We start from the raw sequence: 21542 nt of genomic DNA, 5'->3' as shown, positions 1-21542 counted from the left end.
TCTAAGGCTTCGTGCATTCCGACGTTGCTGAATGTTTCTTATAGAGGGCTGGATCACTTATTGTAGAATAAGTCTATGCTTAGTTTAATATCTTTGTCCCTTGATGAAGAGAGCGATATGACTTAGGCTGGCGAACAGGAGGAGAACTTATGAATGCATTACAAACCATATTGAGCACGCATTATGGTCTCGAGAACGTAGATATTTCCCCTCAGCAGGGCGGATGGGCGGCACTCGCTTATAAGGTGACCGACAATAAACAATCCTATTTCCTGAAGGCTTATGACAAGGAGAGAGCCTCCACTTCCAAATGGACGGCTCTCATCGATTCGTATGTTCCCATTACAGTATGGCTCATGAACAATACAGATTTGCACGGCAAGATTCCTGTTCCGATCCAAACAAATAACGGGTTTTACAAATGCGAGGATGACCATGGCATTTACCTGCTCTATGCATACATCGATGGAGAAACCATCGGGAAACGAACGTTAACGAAAGGTCAAATTCATCAGTTTTCGGCGATGCTATCGGAGCTTCATTCCTATGGAGAAGAAATACCGTTAGATACCCATGCCATAAAGGAACACTTCCATGCTCCATTTGTTCCGCTGCTGAAAGATGCCTTGAACAAGGAGTACGATCGGCTCCCAAGCGATGTGAGAGAACGTTTGGATCCCTATGTAGAAACCATCAAGCAAATCATTGTTACCTTCTATAATCTGTCAGAATGCTTGAAAAATACCATCCTGCGGATGGCGCTCTGCCATACGGATCTCCACAACTGGAATTTGATGCAAGCAGGTGGGCAGTTGATGTTGATTGACTGGGAGGGCTTGAAGCTGGCTCCCGTGGAAGCTGATCTCATGTTTCTGACAGACAAGCCCTATTTCGATGAATTTATGACTATTTATCGCAAATCCCATCCCGATTATGTCATCAATCCAAACGCACTGCTGTTCTATCAAATCCGGCGAAAATTGGAGGATCTATGGGAATGGATCGAGCAGCTTGCATTCGATAGCCAGACGGAACAGGAAAGAGCCGATACCCATGACAGTTTGCAGAAAGAACTGGAGGAACTCGACTCGATACCGGGAGTTTCTACTGATACAGCTCCATCCACTGACTAAGCTGCTGCTTCAAGCCTTCTCTTACTGACTTGGGCTCCAAGATTTCCGCATTCGGGCCATACCTGAGAATCCACTGGACGAACTCCTTCTCGTTGTTGACGGTGACCTCAAACAGTAGGCTGCCATCCTTCTGGTCCTTCATCCGGGGATGAACGAACAGCTCCTCTTCCTTGATGTAACGCGCGGCTTCGGGACTGAATCGCACCTTGAACGTCACATTCTTGTCGCCGCGGTCGATGGACCACGTGTTCTTCAAATACTGCTTAATATTGAAATCACCCTTGTCGAAGGCGTCGCTCGTAATGGCCACATGCTGAAACCGGCTAATCCGGAAGGTGCGTATGGCTTGTGCCGAATGGCAGTAGCCAATGAGATAGAACCGTTGATCGCGGGGTACAAGGTAATACGGATCGACTCTCCGCTGCGTCGTTTCATCCCTGGATTGCGTGTGATACACCGTGTCAATCGAATGCTGGTCCAGTATCGCTTGAATGATCGGCTGCAGGAAATTCGGGCTTTCTTTGCGGTACGCCGGCGTTCCCATCTGAATGATATCGGTGATGTTCTCGATGATACTGTTCTGCTTCGCTTTCTCCTTCAGATGCGTAGCCAGCACCTTGTCATAGGCCGTGTCGAAGCCCGGAGGCAGCTTGTCCTTATCCAGAACCGATGGCAGCAGCGAGAAGACGAGCGCTTCCTGCTCGGAGAAATTAAGCGGATAGAGGAAGAATTTGCCGATAAAGCGGTAGCCCGTTCCTCGGCCTTCATTGGTCACGGGTGCGATCAGGCTCAGAATGTCCATATCCCTATAGATCGTTCGAATGGTCACATTGCACTTCAGCGCAAGGTCAGCGGCCGATATCCCCGGGTTCGCTTGAATGGCGTTAATCATGTTGAAAATACGGATCACTTTGTCGATCATGCTGATGCTCCTTAGTCGTCTAGTTCTATTTACCTATAGACTACTAATTCGGCTGAGGGAAGAATATTCCTTCCTTAGACGTCGATATGTCTATCGTCGAATGTAAAACTTTCCTTTACTATCGATTTTATATGCAGTATACTATCGGTAGTAAACCCCGGAGGTGACTTATGTTTAGACCAGGCGTCACAGTATGGTATAACGTGAAAAGTATGGAAGCTACAATTGACTTTTACAAAGAGAAGCTTGGATTTGAACCGTTGTTTCACGACCCTGCATCAGGGATGGCGATGATGAATACGAGTACGCAGGACTGCGTGATCGGATTTTCTGAAGCTAACGAGGTTATCGCTTCCACTTCTTCCACCGTTTTCGAGGTATACGACATCGAGGAATCCAGGAGAGTGCTCGAGCACAAGGGCGTTACCTTCATTGGCGAAACCGAGACGGTCCCGGGCATGGCCAAATTAGCTACTTTTATCGATCCAGACGGACATAGCCTCATGTTGTCCGAGGTATTGAGTCCGCTCTGAGTTCAGAGGAACGGATTCTTCAATTGTCGCAGGAGCTGTCCGGCCAATGGACCGTCCCCGTGCTGCTGGCGCTGGATAGCTGCAGAGGACGCTTTACACCTATGCAGCACCATCTCGAAATAACGCCTGCACGGCTAAGCGATAATTTGAAACGAATGGAAGAGAACGGCCTGCTCAAACATTTATCGCCGCATGAACGCCGCCACCCTGCTCTGCCTGAGTATGTATTGACCGAGAAGGGACTGCTTTATCGAGAAGCAGCATCCACCATTCAAATTGCGGAACGCGGCCTCGGCTATGGCCGTCTATCATCCAAAGCGTGGAACCTGTCGGTTCTGCTTGCGCTTAACTTTGAGCATGAACGGTTTCAGGAAATTCGGAATGCCCTGCAGCGGGTTACGCCGCGCACGTTGTCTATGCGATTGGATGAATTGCATAATCTTGGGGCCATCGACAAGCTGATAACCGATCAACCCCGCCCTTCATTCTTATATCAGCTCCACAGCCAAGCGAAACAACCGGTTCGTCAATTGTCAGTCGATTTGCGTTCAATCGTATAGGTCACAATTACAAGCTGCAGACGCCTCCACTTTGGCGGGGAGGGCAATACGATTATCCCGCAAAAAAAACCGAATCCGCTGTTGGATTCGGTTTTTTCATCGGTCTTATGGAGCAGGGCTTGAATCGGTTGGAGTGCTTGGTGCATTCAGCGCTTCTTGCGGCACCTTGATTTCGCCGACCTCGTTGTGCTTGGAGATCGTGCTGGTCATGACCATCTCGAGCGTGATGCTCTGGCCCTCTTGATTCATATCCATCGTCATGTTCACATCGGACTTGGTGGGCAGGTACGTGTCTTTGTTGACGCCATACGAGATTTTGATGCTCTTGATGTTCATGTTATCCAGCATAGCTGCTGCTTGCTCATTCGCACCGCCGGCTTGACTCATCAGGGATTTGGCCATCTCCTTCACGTTATCCCCAGACAGCTCGGCCGTCATCACGTAATCGCCGCCCTCTTCTGTGACTTTCGTATCTTTGGCGATCGTCTTGAACTGCTCCATCTGACTTTCCGGCTTCAAGGAGCTTTGCATGCTGGCCATCATCTGATCCTTCATTTCATTAGGCAGCTTCATCCAGCTTCCGTTCATTTCCGAGTAGATGCCGTCTTCCATAATGTACTGCTTGATGGTCTGACTGCCTTGCGGCGGCATTTCCATCTGGATCTCTTGGTAAATTTGCATCGGCTCTTTGATGACATCCGTCTTCATATTCATGTCGACCTTCTGCTCTTGCTTCTGGTCGCCCTGCGACATCGTCATGTTCTGATTCACTTTGGCATCCATGGAGAAGCTCTTTAACGCTATGCTTGCATCTGTCGATTTCTCAATGAGTTCCTCTACCGTCGGGAGCGAGCCCGTCTCCTTATTCGAATTGCCGGCGCCCGTCGATCCGGCGTTACCGCCAGCGCCCGTCGTCTGCTCAGCGTTGCCGCCTTTGTTGCCGCTGCCGGCATTCGAGTCGACCGGCTCCTTCGAGCCGCATGCTGCTGTAATTCCTAGTACCATGATTGCTGTTAATAGTCCTGCTGTCCACTTCTTCAATTACTCGTCCTCCCAAGATTTGTATTCTTTCTTATATTAACCAATTCTTGCAGAGGTGTGACAGGGGATATTATCCCGAAAATGTAGACAATAAGACCCAAACCCGCACAAAGGTAGAACTATTTTCCTGAATGAATGCCAATACGGTCTACAAATGATCGGGCACTTGAATTTCGCGAAGCTAGGTCGCAGCAGCGTTCGATCTCCGCTTCCGAATCGCATGCACGCCCAGCACGACCACCACCAATTCATAGTCGCTCAATTCCGTCGAATAGTTCTCCAAGCTGTACGCACCCGAGTGCAGCCAACCGCTCGTTCGCTCGAAGGTCGCTACCGTTTCACCTTCGTTCTCGCGTTGAATGAAGTAATCCTGGGTGAAGGCGGGCGAATTGATTTCGTAGAGGCCCCGTCCGCCCGCATCATATTCGTACCGCTGAGAAAAGAAGCTCATTCGGGAGCGCAGCTCCCCCAACAAGCGATCGTCTTCGTCCGTGACTTCCCATCTGCCTGAGAAGAACGGGAACTTCCCCGAGCACAACGTCCGGCCGGTCAAATCGCAAACATCCAGCGATGCGCTGAATGAGCTCTTCAAATCCAGCTCGCCCACAGTCTCACCGCTATCGTTCATAATCTCCGTCATGCCGGAGCTAAAAAAGTTGTCCCGAAAATACAACGTCATACGCTTTCCCTCCCCGATCCTTGTATTCCCTATGGTAAGGCTTCTACTCGAGACTGCCAACCCTCTCTTATATGATTCATGATCTGGCGTTATGTGCAGCGCATAGCACAATGGAGTGAACCTTGTTCTATCGATCATGGTTATGGGGAGTATCTCCTTCTTTTCTTGATCGATGAAGGAAGAGGAATCAAAAAATGGCGGTACAGGACATTCCCTGCACCACCATGACATTGGATCCTACCCCTTTGGACTTGGCTACTCGACCCGCATCCGCTTGAACTGCTTGAGAAGGCTGTCCTCGTGGAGGACCATCCAGTCTGCGAGCGACTGCCGCAGATCGGCAAGCGTCTGCTTGTAATCCGAACGGTCGATCAGATTCGTCAGCTCATGAGGATCGAACTCTAGATCATAGAGCTCGTCCAGATCGCCGCAGTTGAATACATACTTGTAAGAACCTTTGCGGAGCATACGCTGGGTAAACATAGCAGCCTCAAGGCCAGCGCCTTCGGTCACGATGCAATCCGGCCATTCAGCCACAGTCTCTCCGGCCAGCATCGGGGCGAACGACCTGCCGTCCGCTCCGCGCGGCGGCGACCCTGCGCCTGCGAGATCGAGAATCGTTGCATGGATATCGCACGTGCCGACGAAGCTGGCCTCCGTCCGCGGCTCCGCCCGATCGCCGGCAGGCTTGACGATGAGCGGGATGCGGCAGGTTTCTTCATACATGAAGAACGATTTGTCACACAAGCCGCCGTGAATGCCAAGCGATTCCCCATGGTCGGCAGTGAAGATAATAACGGTATTCTCGTACAGATCATGCCGCTTCAAGTAAGCCAGCAGCCGCCCGATCTGCTCATCGATGCTGCTCATAGCCGCATAATAATGTTTAATATACGGAATGAAATCGGCCCATTCCTTCGTATTCCCTTTTTTGATCTGATGAATGGACGGTTTTCCCTTGTTGTCATCGTAGAAGTTCGGCCACGGCTCCAGCTCCGCATCGCGGTACAAGTCGAGGAAGCGCGTCGGCGCGACGTAAGGCTCGTGCGGTCCCCAGAAGTTTAAGGAGAAGAAGAAAGGCTCCTCCCGCTGACGAAACTGATCGATATAGTGGATCGCCCGCTCTGTCAGGTAGTATTCAACGGTAGACTCGATCGGCGAGGTCAATTCGGAGGCGTAATGAAATTCGAAGTGACCGCTCACTTTATTCTCTTCCTGCCAGGTCAATCCGTTATCCTGCAAATATTGCTTGAATTGCGGGTAATTCATCCCCCCGCCGCCGTGGCCGGAGAAATCGTCGCCTTCATAGCCGACATCGGTAGGCATGGATTTGATACCGGCGGCAATATCCGGAAACCGCACATAGGCGAGATTCTCCCGTAAGTACTTACCCATCTCCGGCCCGAAGCCCAGATGCCACTTGCCCGTATAGCCAATGCTGTACGCTTGCTCCTCCAGCTGTCTGCTAAGCAGCCGCGGCGTATCCGGCAGCTCCTGCACCATGCTGCCCATACCGTAGCCATTCGTCTGCATCCCGTGCTTGAACGGGTACATGCCCGTCTGCATCGAAGCCCTGGCCGGCGTACATACCGGACAGCTGGTGTAGGCGTTCTCGAATACGACGCTTTCCTCCGCAAGGCCATTCAGATGCGGTGTCTGGCAGACTTGTCCACCGTAGCTGCGCAGCGTATCAACCCGCTGCTGATCCGTCTGAATGAACAGAATGTTCGGACGGCGCGGCGCTTGTTCATTCTTTGGCGACATGGCCATACCTCCTTAATATCGTTTAAATAAAGAAGAGAGGGATGCTCGCCTCTCCTCTCCTCTCTTCTCTTTTATACTCCGGCTTATTGCCCCAGCTGTTTATACCAATCTCGTACGTCGCGTTCCAGACGAGCGGCCACGTCCGGATGGTCATCCTTCAGATTGACCCGCTCGCCAGGGTCCGCCTCCAGATCGGAGAGATGGACATCGTCTGGCTGCGTGCGGTCGAAGTCAAGCTTGCCGCCCAGAACCAGCTTCCATTTTCCTTCACGTACGGCAAGCTGACTGCCATACTCCCAGAAAATTTGACGATGCGGCGTTGAAGCCCCCTCCGTCACCATCTTGACGACGCTGCTCCCGTCAATTTTCTCTGAAGATGGCGATGCCAGACCGGCAAATTCCATGACAGTCGGCACAATGTCAGCCATCATGCCCGCTTCTCCGCATACCTGCCCCGCTGCTATAGCAGCGGGATAGACCAGTATAGCAGGCTCGCGGATGCCGCCTTCGAACAAACTTCCTTTATGGCCGCGGAATACGCCCGCACTGCCTCCATAATAGACGTCTTCCGTCCCATCGAGATAATTGCGGGATTCGGAAGAAGGCCCATTATCGCTGGAGAAGAAAATGATCGTATTCTCATATTGCCCCGCTCGCTTCAGCGCTGCTACGATATCGCCGACGCCGTCGTCGACGGCGGAGATCATCGCCGCCATCAGCTGGCGGTCACGGGGCAGATGACTATATCGCTTCATATATTTATCCGGCGCATGCATCGGATAATGCGGCGCGTTGTAAGCTGCATACAGGAAGAAGGGCTGCTCCTTGCTTCTCTCGATGAAATCGACTGATTTGTCCGTAATGAGATGCGTCATATATTCGCCGTCATGCCACACTTCCTCGCGATTGCTCCACAGGTCATGCGCAGGATTGACATTCGGCATGCCCCAATAGAAGATATGCGAGTAATAGTCCACGCAGCCGGCATGGAAGCCGAAGTAATCGTCGAAGCCACGTGCATTCGGTTTGGCATCTTCGGCTGAACCGAGATGCCACTTGCCGTAGAGAGCCGTGCTGTAGCCGGATTCCTTGAGCCGTTCGGCCAGCGTCTTCGCTTCCTGCTTCAGCCCACCGGTTCCTCTCTTTCCGCCCAATATGTGGCTCACGCCTGCTTTCGCCGGATATAGCCCCGTCAATAGCGACGCACGGGACGGAGAGCAGACCGGCGAATTGGAATACCAGTCCGTGAAGCGAACCCCCTCCGCCGCCAGCGCGTCCAGATGGGGGGTCCGAATCGCATCGGACCCGTAGCATCCCAAATCGCCGTATCCCAAATCGTCGCAATACACGACGACGATGTTCGGTCTTGTCATAACGGTCACACCTTTTCTCTTATTTCAATGCGTTCCAGCGCTCGTAGGCATCCTGGTAAATCTTCAGCATTTCATCCAGACCCATCTTATTGATCGTATTCAGATAATCGTCCCACTTCGTGAACGGCTCCTGTCCGACAATAAACTTCGCTTCCATTTGATCGACATACGTTTTAATGTCGGTCTTGATTACATTCAGCCGCTTTTGCTCCTCGTTGCTGAAATATACGTCCGGATATTCCCGCTTAGCATATGGATTCAGCTCCTCATCCACCATCTTATTATAATCCGGCCCTTTGCCGTTGTCGCGCTTAGCGTCGAACTCTCTTTCTTTAATCAGCGGCAGCTGTCCGCCTACATCCGGGGTCAGCTTAGCGCGGTATTCCTCCGGATTTTCGCCTTCAGGAGAATCGAAAGTCCATTTGGTCTTTGCATCGTCCAGCCATTTGAAGCTGTTTCCTAGATAAGCCAACTGGCTGCCTTCGGTAGAGTACAAATAATCGACCCAGCGCATCGTTGCTTCAGGATATTTATTCTCGCTCGTAATCGCGAACGTGCCTCTGCGGATATTCGATGCCCTCATCGCCAGCTTCTCACTGTTTACCGGACTTGTAAGCGGTCCGAGCATCGGGTGCTTCAAATTGTCTTCCGGCTTGTCTACCTTAAGTACAAGATCCGGAGCCGACCCTGAGAAAGCACCCAGTTGATTCGCATTTCCCTTAGCATTCATCTGTTGGGAGGTCTGCACGAACATTTCGTTATCCAGCAGCTTCTCAGAGAACAGCTTATTCAAGTAAGTGAGGTATTCCTTGTATTGGCTCTGGACCGGATTGAAACGCGCCTTCCCGTCCTTCACTTCTACTTCCCGGCCCAGCAAGCCGAATGCCGGAAGCAGCGCGACCTGCAAGCTATCCAATTTCACGCCGGACATAGGGATCTCATCGTCCTTACCGTTCTTATTGGGATCCTCATTCTTGAACCGCTTCAGCAGCTCATACAACTCATCCGTTGTCGCTGGTTCTGCCGTAACACCTAAGCTCGCCATCCAATCTCCGTTCAGCCACATCCGGTTCGGAACAAAAGCCCGGGGCTGGTCGATAATGAGCGGCAGCGCATAGATATGCCCGTCCATCGTTGTGATCGACTTCTTGATTTCAGGATTGTCGTTCATCAGCTTGCTGAAATTCGGTGCATATTTCTCGATAAGACCTTCTAATGGAATCAAATACCCTTGGCCGCCGTAGGTTACTTCGTCATCCGGCGTCAGCTGGGAGTTGAAGAACACGTCGGGCAATTGACGGCTGGCAAACGCCAGGTTCTTCGTCTCCAGGTAGTTCGCTTGCGGAGGCGTGTCGAATTCGAAATGGATATTCGTCATTTCCTCCATTTTTTTGAACAGGATCATATCTTCCCATGGACCATGAATGGCCGCTTTCGATCCCATCATCTTCAAGGTGACCTTGTCGCTCACGATCGGGTAGCCTTCCGCATTGAAATTGCTCGGCGCCCCGCCACCTTCCGATGTCGACGTATCCCCTGCTTTGTCTGAGCTGCATCCGGCCAGCAGGACCGCACTGCTTACGATGGCGACCATGCTTGTTTTCAACCACTTCTTCATTTGCTGCTTCCCCTTTCTCTTCCCCCACTAGTTGATTTGCTGTGCTATGTAAAACCGGATTCCGTTACCCTTTGACGGATCCGATCAACACACCCTTCATGAAAAACCGCTGCATGAATGGATAAACGACGATAATTGGCAAGCTCGATACGATCATAACCGCATATTTAATGATGTCCGCGATCCGGGCTTGCTTGGCCATGGCTTCCATATCGTCCCCGGTCATCAGCATCGTATCGCTCATCTGGTTCTGCACGAGGATTTCCCGCAGAATCAATTGCAGCGGATATAAGCTGCGATCCTTCAAATAGATGATGGCGCTGAAATAACTGTTCCAGTGCGTCACCCCGTAATAGAGCCCCATGACGGCGATAATTGGCGCGGATAACGGAAGCACGATTCTCAGAAACAGCATCGTATTGGAGCTGCCGTCAATCTCTGCCGATTCCTGCAATTCCTTTGGAATATTCATTTGAAAAAACGTACGGCAAATAATCAGATTGTATACCGCGACCGCATTCGGAATCAGCAGCGCCCATACGGTGTTCATCATTCCAAGCCCGCTGACGAGCAGAAACGTCGGAACGAGACCGCCGCCGAAAAACATCGTGAACACGATCAAGCCCATCATGATGCCGCGCCCCTTCAAATCTTTGCGTGAGAGCGCATAGGCGCCAGGAAGCGTGAACAGAAGGTTGATGCTCGTTCCGGCAACCGTATACAAGATCGTGTTGGCGTAACCGGCCCAAATCTCCGGATTTTGAAAAACCCGCTGGTATCCTTCAAACGTAATTCCCTTCGGGAACAGCCACATCGCTCCCTGATTCACATAGACGGGATCGCTTATCGAAGCGCTGACAACATACACCAGCGGGTACAAAACGATAATCAGTACGCAGAACAGAAACAATTTATTGACGACATCGAACACACGGTCCGATCTGGCTTCCCTATTCATGGTTGTCCACCTTCCCCCTTACCATAGGCTCGTCTCGTTCAATCGTTTGGCGACCCGATTTACAGTAAGAAGCAGTATAAAGTTAATGACCGAGTTAAACAAGCCGACCGCCGCGGAGAAGCTGAACTGTCCTTGTACAAGCCCGCTGCGGTATACGTAAGTAGAGATGACATCCGACGCTTCCAGATTAAGCGGGTTCTGGAGCAGGAATACTTTCTCAAAACCGACGGACATGAAGCTCCCCACATTCAGGATGAGCAGGATGACCATCGTCGGAACGATGCTCGGCAAGTTAATATGCCAGATTCGCTGCAGCCGGGTTGCGCCGTCAATCATCGCCGCCTCATGCTGCTGGGGATCGACCCCGGCCAGCGCCGCCAAGTAAATGATTGTTCCCCAGCCCATGCTCTGCCAGACGCCGGAGAAGACGAACACGCTCTTGAACCAGCCAGGCTCGGAGAGAAACGCTATCGGATCTCCGCCCAAAGCCTTGATCGCTAAATTAATCAGTCCGCTGCTTGGAGACGTAAACGCGATGATCATACCCGACATGACGACTACGGATATAAAGTGCGGCGCGTACGTTACGGTCTGTACCCACTTCTTGAACGTCCCGTTGCGAAGCTCGTTCAACGCCAAAGCAAGCAGGATCGGTATCGGGAACCCGACGGCCAGCTCGTACAGGCTGATTCCGATCGTGTTCCAGATCAGCGTCCAGAAATAATACGAATCGAAGAAGCGCTGCAAATTCTCAAGACCGACCCAAGGGCTGTTCCAGATCCCTAGGCTTGGCGTATAATCCCTGAAGGCGATCTGCAAGCCATACATCGGAAAATAATGAAATACGATAAAATACGCCATCGTGGGCAATACGAACACGTACAATTCCCAATTCTTACGAATGGACTTCCAGCCGCTTCGTCTCGGTGCACGCTCCGCCTTCTTGGCAGCGAGCGGCTCCGTCTGTGCTGTCATGAATCTAACTCCCCCTCTAACTCACCGCGGTTTATAGCCATTATGCTACCGCTCAGACGGACAATCGTAAATTTGTGATTGATGCTTTGAGGTTGTCACTTTTTACATGGAATGCCCCCACAGACAGGTCCTGTGTAAATATGTCGTTCATGCGGCAGGTTGTCATTCTTTACATTCAACCCGCTCATCCCGCGTCCCTACAGGCTTTCCACCTTCTATTACGCGCCAATAAAAATAGCCATTCCACCCGAATGAGTCTTCATTCGAGGGAATGGCTTATCGGACGACATTCCGATAGAAAGTCGTTTATGAATGCAGCTTGCGGTACTGCCCTAGCGTAAGGCCCTCCGTGTTTTTAAATTTACGCATGAAATTCGATACATCCGAGTAGCCGACGCTGGTCACAATGTTCTTGATCGGGAGGTCGCTGCTCTTCAGCTGCCGTTTTACTTCCTCCATGCGAAGATGGGTGACGTAGTCGGTAAACGTATAGCCGGTTTGATCTTTCATGAAACGGCTGAAGTACGAGAGAGACATGCGGAAATGATCGGCGATCTTCTCCAGATTCAAATCATATTCGTTGTAATGCTGCCCGATATAGTGCAAGATATCGGCGCCCAGAGCGCTGCTCTTGCTTTCCTTATTGGCCTGCACGTAATCGCATATGTCGTCAATCAGGCCGTCCATGCCTGCATTGAGCTGCTTCAGTGTCGAGAATTCGATCAAATTCCGCCGATGCTCCTGTTGAATGTTCAGCTTGAGCTCGTTCATCGTTCTCAAGAATGTGTTGATCAAATCAAAGCACATGCAGCGGAGATAGAACAACGACACATCTTTTCCCTGCAAATCGCTCATAATCGTCGCCAGCGCCGTTCTTGCCGCTTCTTTATTACCCTGTTTCATGCTTTGCACCATGCGGATTTGTTCCTCGACGGAATACCACTCATTGCTCTCCTGCCATTCCGAGAGCTCGTCGAAGAATACAATTCCGCCCCGGCGCCCCCTGGCATTAGCCTCCATGGCGGCTGAAGCTTCGATATAGGAGCGGTTCACGAGCGGCATGCCCGATACCGGATTCCCGATGCCGACCGTTGGCCGAATGCCCCAGCATTGCTCGAACAACCGCACGATTTCACGTGCGCTCTCCTCCTGAGTCTCGCGCATGGCCGTTACGTCACACCCCGTTACTATAAGGATAGCGATGACGTTGTCCTGGATCATTTCCACACCGTATCCTACAGCCCCCGGCAGCGCAACCTCGGACAACATCCGCAGCAGCTCTTCCCGGCTCTGTGTAGAGATATGCTCGTATCCGTCCGTTGGTATGACGGCCACAAAGCAGCTCTCGCCAGGCAGCGTCATGTTTTCCCGGGCCATGAACGCGGTGATTTCACCCGAATCCTTGATCGAACCTACCAGTAAACGGACGAAGAATTGCTCGCGCACAATCGGACGCTGATGATTGATCTGCTCCATCAGGTCGCGCGTGGCATGAACGGAATCCCGGATAAGGTCCAATTCGTTGTGCCTGCGATCGGCGATTGCGGGGGATCGTCCCTGCAAGGATCGAGCGTACTCGGCAATGCTGCGGATCGGTCGGTATTGTCTTGTGGAGAGCAGGACAGCGATTAGAATGCCGAACGCGACAACTGCGGAACAAATAAGCAGAATAAAGGTCCGCATCTCCAAAACGCGGTCCAGAAACTGGCTTGTCGGCATCGCAATCACGTAGGACCACCCGGTCAAATCCGACTTGGCTTGCATGAGCGAATACCGCTCTCCTCCAATAGTCGCATTGTAGATGCCCTCCTCATTATGGCGCGACATTTCATTGATGGCATTCTGTTCCGTAAGGTTGTTCTCACGGCTTCGGGAGGCAAGAATGCGGCCGTTTGCATCCGAGATGTAAACGCTGCCATTAAAATCCCCCAATATCGGTCCGACGAGGTCAGTCATCACCGATTCGCGAATAATAAAGGAGACCGTCCCATAAGGCGATTGGCTGTTGCGCGGAATCGGGAACATGTATAAGAGCATGTTCTGCTTCTGGTCACTTCCTGATAGGTATGTCTGAATACGCCGGATTTCCGGGAGCTGAAGCTCGCTCATCTCTTTCGCCAGACGATCCCCGTCAATATCGCTGAACCGGTAAATCCGCTCCGTAAATGTATCGAACGAATTCATCCCAATGGAGGAATACAGCTGCCGGTCACCGTGAAAATATAGCGCTACCTCGTCGACAATGGTGTTATTCACCTTGTACTTGCTAAGCTCTTCTACCGCTTCCATTTCGTTATAGATCCCGCTCCTGACCATAAATGGCGTCAGGTGCCGATCGATTGAAATTCTCGATGCCGTGTTGTCCAGACCGCGCACAAGCAGATCGAATGTATTTTTGACCTGATTGAGCTTGTACACGTTCGATGTCTCGATCTCGCTCTTAAACCGGACGACCGCGTTATAATAAACAACGCCGCTAAGAATCGTGAACGGTATAGCGAATATAAGCACATGCGACAACAGGAATTGATAGAACAGGCGGGAATTGTTAAGTTTGCGCTTCATGTTGTCCCCCCTCCTATTGCCTTGCCTGCGAATCATGATACTGCCTCTCAGTCTATGACTCCCGCGTCTGTCCTCCGTACAATATAGGCTGTTATCCTAGGTTAGTCAATCATGCCGGCGGGACGAAACGTTCAGATAAGTCCAGCTTGCTGCGGAACGCCTCTGTCACAAACAAAGCAGCCCCGCCGCCCTGGCGAAGCTGCCTTATTCATAATAAAAGCCTTGTTAGCTCACTGCCCCGCCCATAGAGAAGGACAGAGCCTGCCGACTATAATTTGCGGAAGAGCTCCTCCAGCACTTCCGTGCTCACGCTGCCGCCTGCGGAGAAGATGACAATGCCCGACCCGCTGACTGTCGCCTGTTTGCCCAAGATGAGCGCCGCCGTGTTCACGTCAACGTAGTCTTCACCCCTCCACTTCTTCAGCTCTTTCTTGTTCACGACTTTCTTCGCCGTCTTCTCCAGGAAGGTGACGGGGATGTACAGCTGGCCGTTCTCCCCGATCGGCGTGATGTTGGTGTTGTCCTTATCGACAATGACCTTCTTATTGTCCAAATAAGCTTCATACCCGTTGACCTTCATCGCAACAGCCCCGTCATTCAGTAAGGCAGAAAGCTCGGTGCTGAGCGTTACATTCTGGGTCTGGGTCGTGTAGCGATAGTTGAATCGGCCATTCGGTGCGGCATCCCCCTGATCCAGGAACTGCATAACATCCCCATCGGCAACGGAATTGTCCGCCCATTTGAAATCAAAGCCTTGGGCCGTATCAACGTTCAGCATGTTCTTCGGAATCGTAATATACATTTCATTGCCGCTTACGGTATACGCGGCATCGCCTGTCTTCGTCCAATTCCAGCTTCCGCCGTCGTTGGTCTCAATCGATGCTTTGCCGCCGCTCTCCAAGCGGTTAATGATAAAGTCATACCCTTCCCAGCCGGTTGCGGCATTCTGGTCGGCATCGATGAACAGGTTCATCCAGTTCGTACCCGTGCGGGACGTGACGGCATCCTTCGTCCGTACATAGAAGTACCAGTTGTGATTATCCGAGCTGACCTTCGCATACTCGATATCATTCCTGCCGCTTGTATTCGTATAATGATAGACGCCTGCGAAGGACATGCTGTCCCGATGTGACGTATCGCCCAGCGTATCCCGGTATTCCGGACCGACCGCCTTCCACTCCTGGAACGCTTTCTGCTGGTGAATTTTCCCTTGCCCGAACACCGCCGGGATCGGCCGAACGCCCTTGAACTGGCGGACCTTCTCCACGGTCTGATAATAATAGTTGTCGTTAAACCCGCCCTTCATCGGCTCGAGGTCACGGCTGAACTCGGGATTGAACGCATCCACGTAATAATGCTTGTAGGTGGGATCATCCCTCACCACCGTATATGTGTTGGCGATCCGCTGCCCGTTAGCGTCGTTCTCCCATCTGCCTGCCCACCATTCGTTCCAGCCCGTCAGCATGACATATTCCGGATCGACTTCGGAAGCGCGGCTCCATTGCTCCTCGTAGGCCAGACCGAGCGGTGTCGTCGGCAGCTCGAATTCGAATGCATTCTGTCCGTCGGTAGGCTGCTCGCCGCCCGCGAAGCTGCGCCCCTTGGACGCATTCGCATGGAAGCCCGACGCGATCGTCAGCTGCTCCACTTCTCCCGTTACAGGGTCTTTGCCGGGCGCTTGCGGATATTCAGCGATCCACGGCCATCTGCCCATGCCGTCACCCGTCCAACCGTTGAATGCCCACGACGAGCGAACCGTGAATTGCTCGCGAAGCGACTTGGGTACCTTGTTCAGGTTGCCGAGCACGAGCGGTTTGCCGTCGACTTTGAACCACAGCTCGTTGTAATAACCGTCTTTGTAGACCTCTTCCCAGGCTTGCGTCATCATGTTCTTGCCGAAATCGGCATTGTCACCGAAGAAGAAGACGATCTGCGGCGTATCGAGTCCTTCGTTTCTCATCTTCTTATACTCGTCGAGTACTGCCGTGTAGATATGCGGATACAGCAGATTATTGGAGTTATCGAAGAAGACGAAATCCACCCCTGCTTCCGTCAGCATGTTCGCATGCTTGCGGATGACCCACCGGTCGTCGGAGCGGTAATAGCCGAAATAAGGCTCCGCCCAGTAATGCGCGAATCCGAGCGGTCCCTGCGGGATCATATCCCACACCGCGTTCACACCGCCTTCGAGATACGCTTTATTGTGATCAAAGATTTGACCCGATGAGGAGTCATGCCATAAGAAATAGAACATGCCGACCTTCTTATCCTTCGGTGCTCCCACCGCCGCGTAGGTCGGCGTCGTTCTGGACAAATCGTCCGCGGCTACCCACGTATCGCTGTACACATCCCGGTATTGAAGCGGATCCGCCGCTTCGTATGGCGGACGCTGATACTCGGCTGTCGTGACGGATACATTATCGAGCACAATGTTCGGCGCGTTATGCACCCACCAGTTAATGAATCCGCTCTTGCCAATGACATACCCCGGCTCCGAGGTCACGGCCGGCGTCTGCAGATCATCCGCTGCGTACAGCTTGACGCTCGTCTCGTCTATCACGGCCTGCGCGACGAATGCTCTCGCTCCTTGGTCGTCGTTGACGTAGATCTTCACGATATTCTGATCCAGATCGTCTTCAAGCTCGACCGTCCGCATATCCGCGAAGCTATACGGAATTTGGACATATCCGGTGAGTGGCCAGTTGTTCGTGCGAATTCCGACCTTGTTGTCCTTGAAGGCAAGCCACAGGCCTGTCGATTCGTTAGCCTGTGACGAATAGCCGCTAAGGCGCAAGCCCACGTACATCGTCATCCATGGCGAGGTATCCACCGGTGCGGCCTGCAGATCAAATTTCACCTGGTAGCTTCCGGCTGCCGTTGTCTTCTTCTTGAAGCGAAGCCCATATAGCCCGCCGTTCGGGTTCGTAAGGGCACCGTCAATCACCTGGGCATTGTTCACTTCCCAGATGTCGTCGCGGATGACGGTATCATTAGGGAAATCGACGGAATCGGTGGCTGCTTCCGTAATAACGGAGACATTGTCCAAGAAGACTCCAGTCGTCAGGTGAACCCACCAGTTAATGTAGCCTGTCTTAGCGAGCTGGTATGAAAGCTGCGTCGTGATTGCGGGAGTAATGAGATCATCCGCGGCATACATGCTGACGGACTGACCTTGGATCGCTACCTGCGCCACGAATGTTTTGACACCTTGATTATCCTCGACATATATCTTGACGATGTCCTGATCAACGTTGTCTTCGATATAGACTCTGCGTGCTTCGTAGAAGTCATAATCGATGGTCATATATGTCGTTTCCGGCCAATTATTCGTTCTCATGCCGATCTTATTGTCCTTGAATGCAAGCCACAGGCCGTCGGCTTCGTTGGCTTGCTTGACGTATGTCCCCAGCCGCAAACCGACGTACAGTGTCATCCACGGGGAGGAATCCGCTGGCGCGGAAACCAGATCGAATTGCGCCGTGTAGGTTCCCGTGGCAGGCGTCGTTTTTTTGTAGCGCAAGCCGTGCAGCAGCCCATCGAGATTCGTCAGCGCGCCGCCGACGATTTGCGCATTATTGCCCTGCCATGTATCGTCAATGTCCCACACCGGGCCATGACCCTCCGTAACGTTAGAAAAATCCTGCGTATATGTGACGGCTCCATCGCTGGCCTCAGCGGTACCGCCTCCCACTTCATCATAGCCCAGCGTGACCATTGACAACGCCAGCAGTATAGCCATACCCCCGATAAACCACGACCTCTTCCAAAACAACATCATCCACCTCCATGTAATGGTAGCGTTTACATTTGGAGAGAACAAGAACTGAGTTCATTCCCTCGATTGTCCTCCTTTACCTGAATTATACAACACCCTTCGATTCAATTCGTTACAGCATATTGCTTACTTTTGCACATCATCATGCCGTTTTCTCATCGCTGACCGTATATTCTGCCTGCCTCTTCATCGTGTATAATAACGATAGAAACTCCAATGGTTCACTTGCCGTTCATCATATTTATATCCCTTATTGATAACTTAACATAATGGAGAGATTGCGACGTGGACGTTTACCAAGAGCCGATTGAGTACCAGAATCCCATCCTATGCGTGAAAATTTGGCAGCTCGTTAACAAGGGAATCGAGTATCCGATCGATTGGATCTGGCATTACCATAAACCGGTCGAGTTCATCCTGATCGAGCGCGGTCAGCTCGATATCCATACAAAGGACCATGTGTTTCACTTGAAGGCCGGCGATAGCTGCGTGATCGGATCGTCTCAGCTTCATTTTAGCCGCAAAATAGGGGAAGAGGAGCTTGTCTACTATGTGCTGCATGTCGAATTTGCGGCATACTTCGACCCTGCCATGCAGATGTACTTCCGAATGTTCATGGAGATCGATCAGCCGCTGGACTGTCTCAATTATGTCTTGGAAGCCAACGAAGAGGTCAAAGCCCGCATCAGCCGTATTTTTGCCGGTATTTACAGAGAAATGCACGAGAAACCCAAAGGCTACGAGATCGCAACCAGCATGCTTATGAAAAAGCTCATGCTGACGCTGCTGCGCGGCGATACGCTCGGCACCTTAGAGCGGCAGGATGCCGCCGAGGTCCAGCTTCTGCTGCCTGTCCTTGCGTATGTGGACGAGCATCTCGATGACCGGATTGAGCTTCAGGATGTGAGCAATTTGGCTCACATGAGCTACTCGTATTTCTCTAAATTTTTCAAAAAGACGATGGGCGTCTCCTTCACCGAATACGTGAATCAGAAGCGGATCAAGAAAGCCGAGCGCCTGCTGCTCACGGTAAGCTGGAATATCGCTCAAGTCGCAGACGGCGTCGGTATCTTTAACATGGCCCACTTCTACAAGCTGTTCAAACGCTATAACGGATGCACGCCCAAAGAATTCGTCGGCAAGCTTCGGATTATCCAATAAATTGGGGCAGGGGGCTATCCTTGTCCCATACGCCAAGACGGCAGCGCCAACAAGCCTTGGACCGTATCGGGTTCAAGGCTTGCCCGCAAGCTGCTGGGCGGCAGACTCCGCCGCTATTCCGTCTGCAGCGAGGTACGGTTTATATTTTTGCCGTAGAAAATTTCATCCATCTCTGTTTTCAGCTGCTCTGTAATTTCCTGCTCCTCACCCGGCTCCAGCTTGTCCTTCGTATACCCGAACAAATAGTTGTTGAGATCGAATTGACGCAGCTTGCACTTGGTGTGAAAGATATTCTCCTGGTAGACGTTCACGTCGATCATGTCGTACTGGGTTTTGATTTCATCGGGAATATAATTCTGGATCGAGCTGATGTCATGATCGATGAACAGCTTATGGCCATGAATATCTCTCGTGAACCCCCGCACGCGGTAGTCCAGCGTCATGATATCGGTATCGAACGAATGAATCAAATAGTTCAACGCCTTCAGCGGTGAAATTTCACCGCAGGTTGAGACGTCGATATCCGCCCGAAAGGTGCTGATCCCCTCGTCCGGGTGATATTCCGGATACGTATGAACGGTGATATGACTCTTGTCCAGCTGCATAACGACCGAGTCGGGCAGCGGCCCTGGAGACTCGTCGTAGGATTCCGTCGGAACCTCGACCACCGGCCCCTCCGAGATAAGCAGTGTTACGCTTGCACCCTGCGGCACATAATCCTGCTGAGCGATGTTCAGCACATGCGCACCAATAATATTCGTTACAGTCTGCAGAATCCGCTTCAGCCTGTCCGAATTGTATTGTTCATCAATATAAGCAATATATGCCTCGCGTTCTTCCTTTGTCTTGGTGTAGCAAATATCATACATATTGAAGCTTAATGATTTCGTCAGGTTATTGAACCCATGTAACGTAATCCGCTGCTCCGGCGTCAATGTCATCGTTCGATCCCTCATTTCTGCTATAATCTAAACCAAATTACCGCTCACTCTCCATATATTACCCAGATTAAAGATGTTCATTGTATTCTTTGAAAGAAAACCAGTAAACGTCTTGGCGGACGTTACCGGTTCAATGCTTGTTCATATGCAAGGGCAACCGGCGGTCAGTCCAGCAGCTTGTGGCAGCGGACGAGGGTGGAAGGCGACAGCTCACTGTCCAGCTCTTGCCGGTAATGATCCTGAAACTGCTTGAAGAAATCTTTGGCTTGCTGCTTCTGTCCGAGTAATACATAGTATTCGATGACCCGAAGACCGATATCTTCATCGAGCGGATCCCGCAAATTCAGCCTCCTTGCCTGATCCAGCGCTTCTGCCGCGCTGCCCTCTGCGGCATACAGGTCCATAAGCTTAACGGCCATGCGCATATAATGTCTGCCGACGCTTTCTCTTCGAGCCATAACCCAGAGTGAGTCGATTCCTTCGAACAGCTCCCCTTCATAGAGTGCCAACGCCTCGAGTATTTCTTCCTTGCTTATCTCCGCCATGCCGCCTGTCGACTCGAACCGCTGCAAGTCGCTTGCGACACCATCCAAGCGTAAACAATACATCTTATGATCCAGCACAACCGATATTCGTTCGGACAGCGATACCTGGGCCAGACTTTTGCGCAGTTGATAGATGCAGGTATGGACATATGTTCTGGCATTCTCGTACTCCAAGTGTGGAAACAGATCATGCGCCAGCCGATCAGGGCTTACTTCCCGGTTGAGGTACAAATAAGCGAGCATCTCGGCCGCCTTTGCCGTCTTCCATTTCACTTTACCCGATTGTCCCGTTAACCGGAGAGGACCCAAGCAGCGAATTTCGGCATGGTGCACCTCCGGAGAGTCCACAGCCGTGACCTGCAGCTTTCTTCGCTTCCGGATGCGTTCCAGCGTTCGGCTCAGACGTTGCGGATCAACCGGCTTCAGCAGATAGTCGACGGCGCTTAGCTCGAATGCGGTCAGCGCATATTGTTCATACGCCGTCACGAACACGACGTCGGTATCCGGCGATAACTGGGTGAGCTTCTCTGCCATCTGCAGCCCGTTCACCCCTGGCATTTGAATATCCAGAAAGACGATATCGACATTGGTTTCAGTCTCAGCCATATAATCGAGCGCTTCCTGCGCTCGTGTGAATCCGTCCACACGCCCAATTGGCTCTGCTGCGTCCAGCAGCTCCATGAGTTCCTCCAAGGCGGGACGTTCGTCGTCTACGACGATTGCCCTACACTTCATCGTTGCCCGTGATCCTCCTCATGCAGAATAGGTATGGGCATGGTTACGACCGTTCCCCCTCCGGGACGTGCGGCTATTCGCAAGGTTTCTCCGAATTGGCGGATAAGCCTCCGATTAACATTACTCAGACCAATGCCGCTTCCCGCTCCTCGATCGGGGATTTCGAAGGTTCTGGACCATGTGTCAATCTGCTCCTTGTACATCCCGACACCGTCATCGCTCACGACGATTTCGATCGCCTCACCGGATGCCCTTACGATTAGC

General features: G+C 51.8%; 17 protein-coding genes. 4 read left to right on the top strand and 13 right to left on the bottom strand.

Translation table 11 applies throughout. The features are described from left to right. The first annotated feature begins 149 nt into the window (after positions 1-149). On the top strand, positions 150-1133 hold the full coding sequence (locus NNL21_RS30515; protein ID WP_204821955.1) for an aminoglycoside phosphotransferase family protein: 984 nt from the start codon (positions 150-152) through the stop codon (positions 1131-1133). On the opposite strand, the gene NNL21_RS30510 is transcribed toward NNL21_RS30515, so the two are convergent. After that, a complete protein-coding gene (locus NNL21_RS30510) occupies positions 1105-2055 on the bottom strand; it encodes a helix-turn-helix transcriptional regulator (protein WP_204821956.1) in 951 nt (316 codons plus the stop codon). The genes NNL21_RS30515 and NNL21_RS30510 overlap by 29 nt on opposite strands. A 170-nt stretch (positions 2056-2225) precedes the next feature. On the opposite strand from NNL21_RS30510, the gene NNL21_RS30505 reads away from it, so the two are divergent. Next, complete coding sequence (locus tag NNL21_RS30505; RefSeq protein WP_204821957.1) at positions 2226-2588, top strand: VOC family protein; 363 nt, start codon at positions 2226-2228, stop codon at positions 2586-2588. Positions 2589-2611: 23 nt separating this feature from the next. Beyond that, positions 2612-3148, top strand: coding sequence for a winged helix-turn-helix transcriptional regulator (locus NNL21_RS30500; RefSeq protein WP_204821958.1), 537 nt, complete (start codon positions 2612-2614; stop codon positions 3146-3148). Positions 3149-3253: 105 nt separating this feature from the next. On the opposite strand, the gene NNL21_RS30495 is transcribed toward NNL21_RS30500, so the two are convergent. The 9 genes from NNL21_RS30495 to NNL21_RS30455 form a co-directional block, all read right to left on the bottom strand. After that, entirely contained in the window at positions 3254-4189 is a 936-nt protein-coding gene (locus NNL21_RS30495; protein ID WP_204821959.1) for a DUF6612 family protein, read from the bottom strand. 181 nt (positions 4190-4370) lie between these two features. Continuing rightward, complete coding sequence (locus NNL21_RS30490; protein WP_204821960.1) at positions 4371-4868, bottom strand: LURP-one-related family protein; 498 nt, start codon at positions 4866-4868, stop codon at positions 4371-4373. A 255-nt stretch (positions 4869-5123) separates the two neighbouring features. After that, positions 5124-6632, bottom strand: coding sequence for a sulfatase family protein (locus tag NNL21_RS30485; protein ID WP_204821961.1), 1509 nt, complete (start codon positions 6630-6632; stop codon positions 5124-5126). An 83-nt stretch (positions 6633-6715) separates the two neighbouring features. Further along, positions 6716-8005 carry a sulfatase-like hydrolase/transferase gene (locus tag NNL21_RS30480; protein WP_204821962.1) on the bottom strand — a complete coding sequence of 430 codons (1290 nt, stop codon included), beginning with the start codon at positions 8003-8005 and terminating at the stop codon, positions 6716-6718. Positions 8006-8024: 19 nt separating this feature from the next. Continuing rightward, a complete protein-coding gene (locus NNL21_RS30475; protein ID WP_204821963.1) occupies positions 8025-9623 on the bottom strand; it encodes an extracellular solute-binding protein in 1599 nt (532 codons plus the stop codon). Positions 9624-9687: 64 nt separating this feature from the next. Beyond that, positions 9688-10581, bottom strand: coding sequence for a carbohydrate ABC transporter permease (locus NNL21_RS30470; protein ID WP_204821964.1), 894 nt, complete (start codon positions 10579-10581; stop codon positions 9688-9690). An 18-nt stretch (positions 10582-10599) separates the two neighbouring features. Further along, complete coding sequence (locus tag NNL21_RS30465; RefSeq protein WP_204821965.1) at positions 10600-11556, bottom strand: ABC transporter permease; 957 nt, start codon at positions 11554-11556, stop codon at positions 10600-10602. Between the two features lie 306 nt (positions 11557-11862). Beyond that, positions 11863-14121 (bottom strand): helix-turn-helix domain-containing protein, encoded by a 2259-nt coding sequence (locus NNL21_RS30460; RefSeq protein ID WP_204821966.1) that lies wholly within the window; start codon positions 14119-14121, stop codon positions 11863-11865. A 268-nt stretch (positions 14122-14389) separates the two neighbouring features. Then, positions 14390-17899, bottom strand: a complete 3510-nt coding sequence (locus tag NNL21_RS30455) for a hypothetical protein (protein ID WP_204821967.1) — start codon at positions 17897-17899, stop codon at positions 14390-14392. A gap of 282 nt (positions 17900-18181) precedes the next feature. Between NNL21_RS30455 and NNL21_RS36645 the strand changes: the two genes are divergently transcribed. Beyond that, positions 18182-19057 carry an AraC family transcriptional regulator gene (locus NNL21_RS36645; RefSeq protein ID WP_204821968.1) on the top strand — a complete coding sequence of 292 codons (876 nt, stop codon included), beginning with the start codon at positions 18182-18184 and terminating at the stop codon, positions 19055-19057. Between the two features lie 113 nt (positions 19058-19170). Here NNL21_RS36645 and speD read toward each other — a convergent pair whose 3' ends face one another. From speD to NNL21_RS30435, 3 genes are all read right to left on the bottom strand, one after another. Then, the gene (gene speD / locus NNL21_RS30445) at positions 19171-19998 is read right to left on the bottom strand and encodes an adenosylmethionine decarboxylase (protein ID WP_204821969.1); all 828 of its coding nucleotides are present in this window, start codon (positions 19996-19998) and stop codon (positions 19171-19173) included. Positions 19999-20162: 164 nt separating this feature from the next. Beyond that, on the bottom strand, positions 20163-21278 hold the full coding sequence (locus tag NNL21_RS30440; RefSeq protein ID WP_204821970.1) for a response regulator: 1116 nt from the start codon (positions 21276-21278) through the stop codon (positions 20163-20165). After that, the gene (locus NNL21_RS30435; RefSeq protein ID WP_373567613.1) at positions 21275-21538 is read right to left on the bottom strand and encodes a sensor histidine kinase; all 264 of its coding nucleotides are present in this window, start codon (positions 21536-21538) and stop codon (positions 21275-21277) included. Before NNL21_RS30435 ends, NNL21_RS30440 begins: the two co-directional genes overlap by 4 nt. Between the last annotated feature and the right edge of the window lie 4 nt (positions 21539-21542).

The sequence above is a fragment of the Paenibacillus mendelii genome (assembly GCF_024498075.1).
Taxonomy (GTDB): domain Bacteria; phylum Bacillota; class Bacilli; order Paenibacillales; family Paenibacillaceae; genus Paenibacillus_Z; species Paenibacillus_Z mendelii.
Note: the sequence above shows the minus strand (reverse complement) of the source record. Positions and strands in the feature narration are given on the sequence as shown.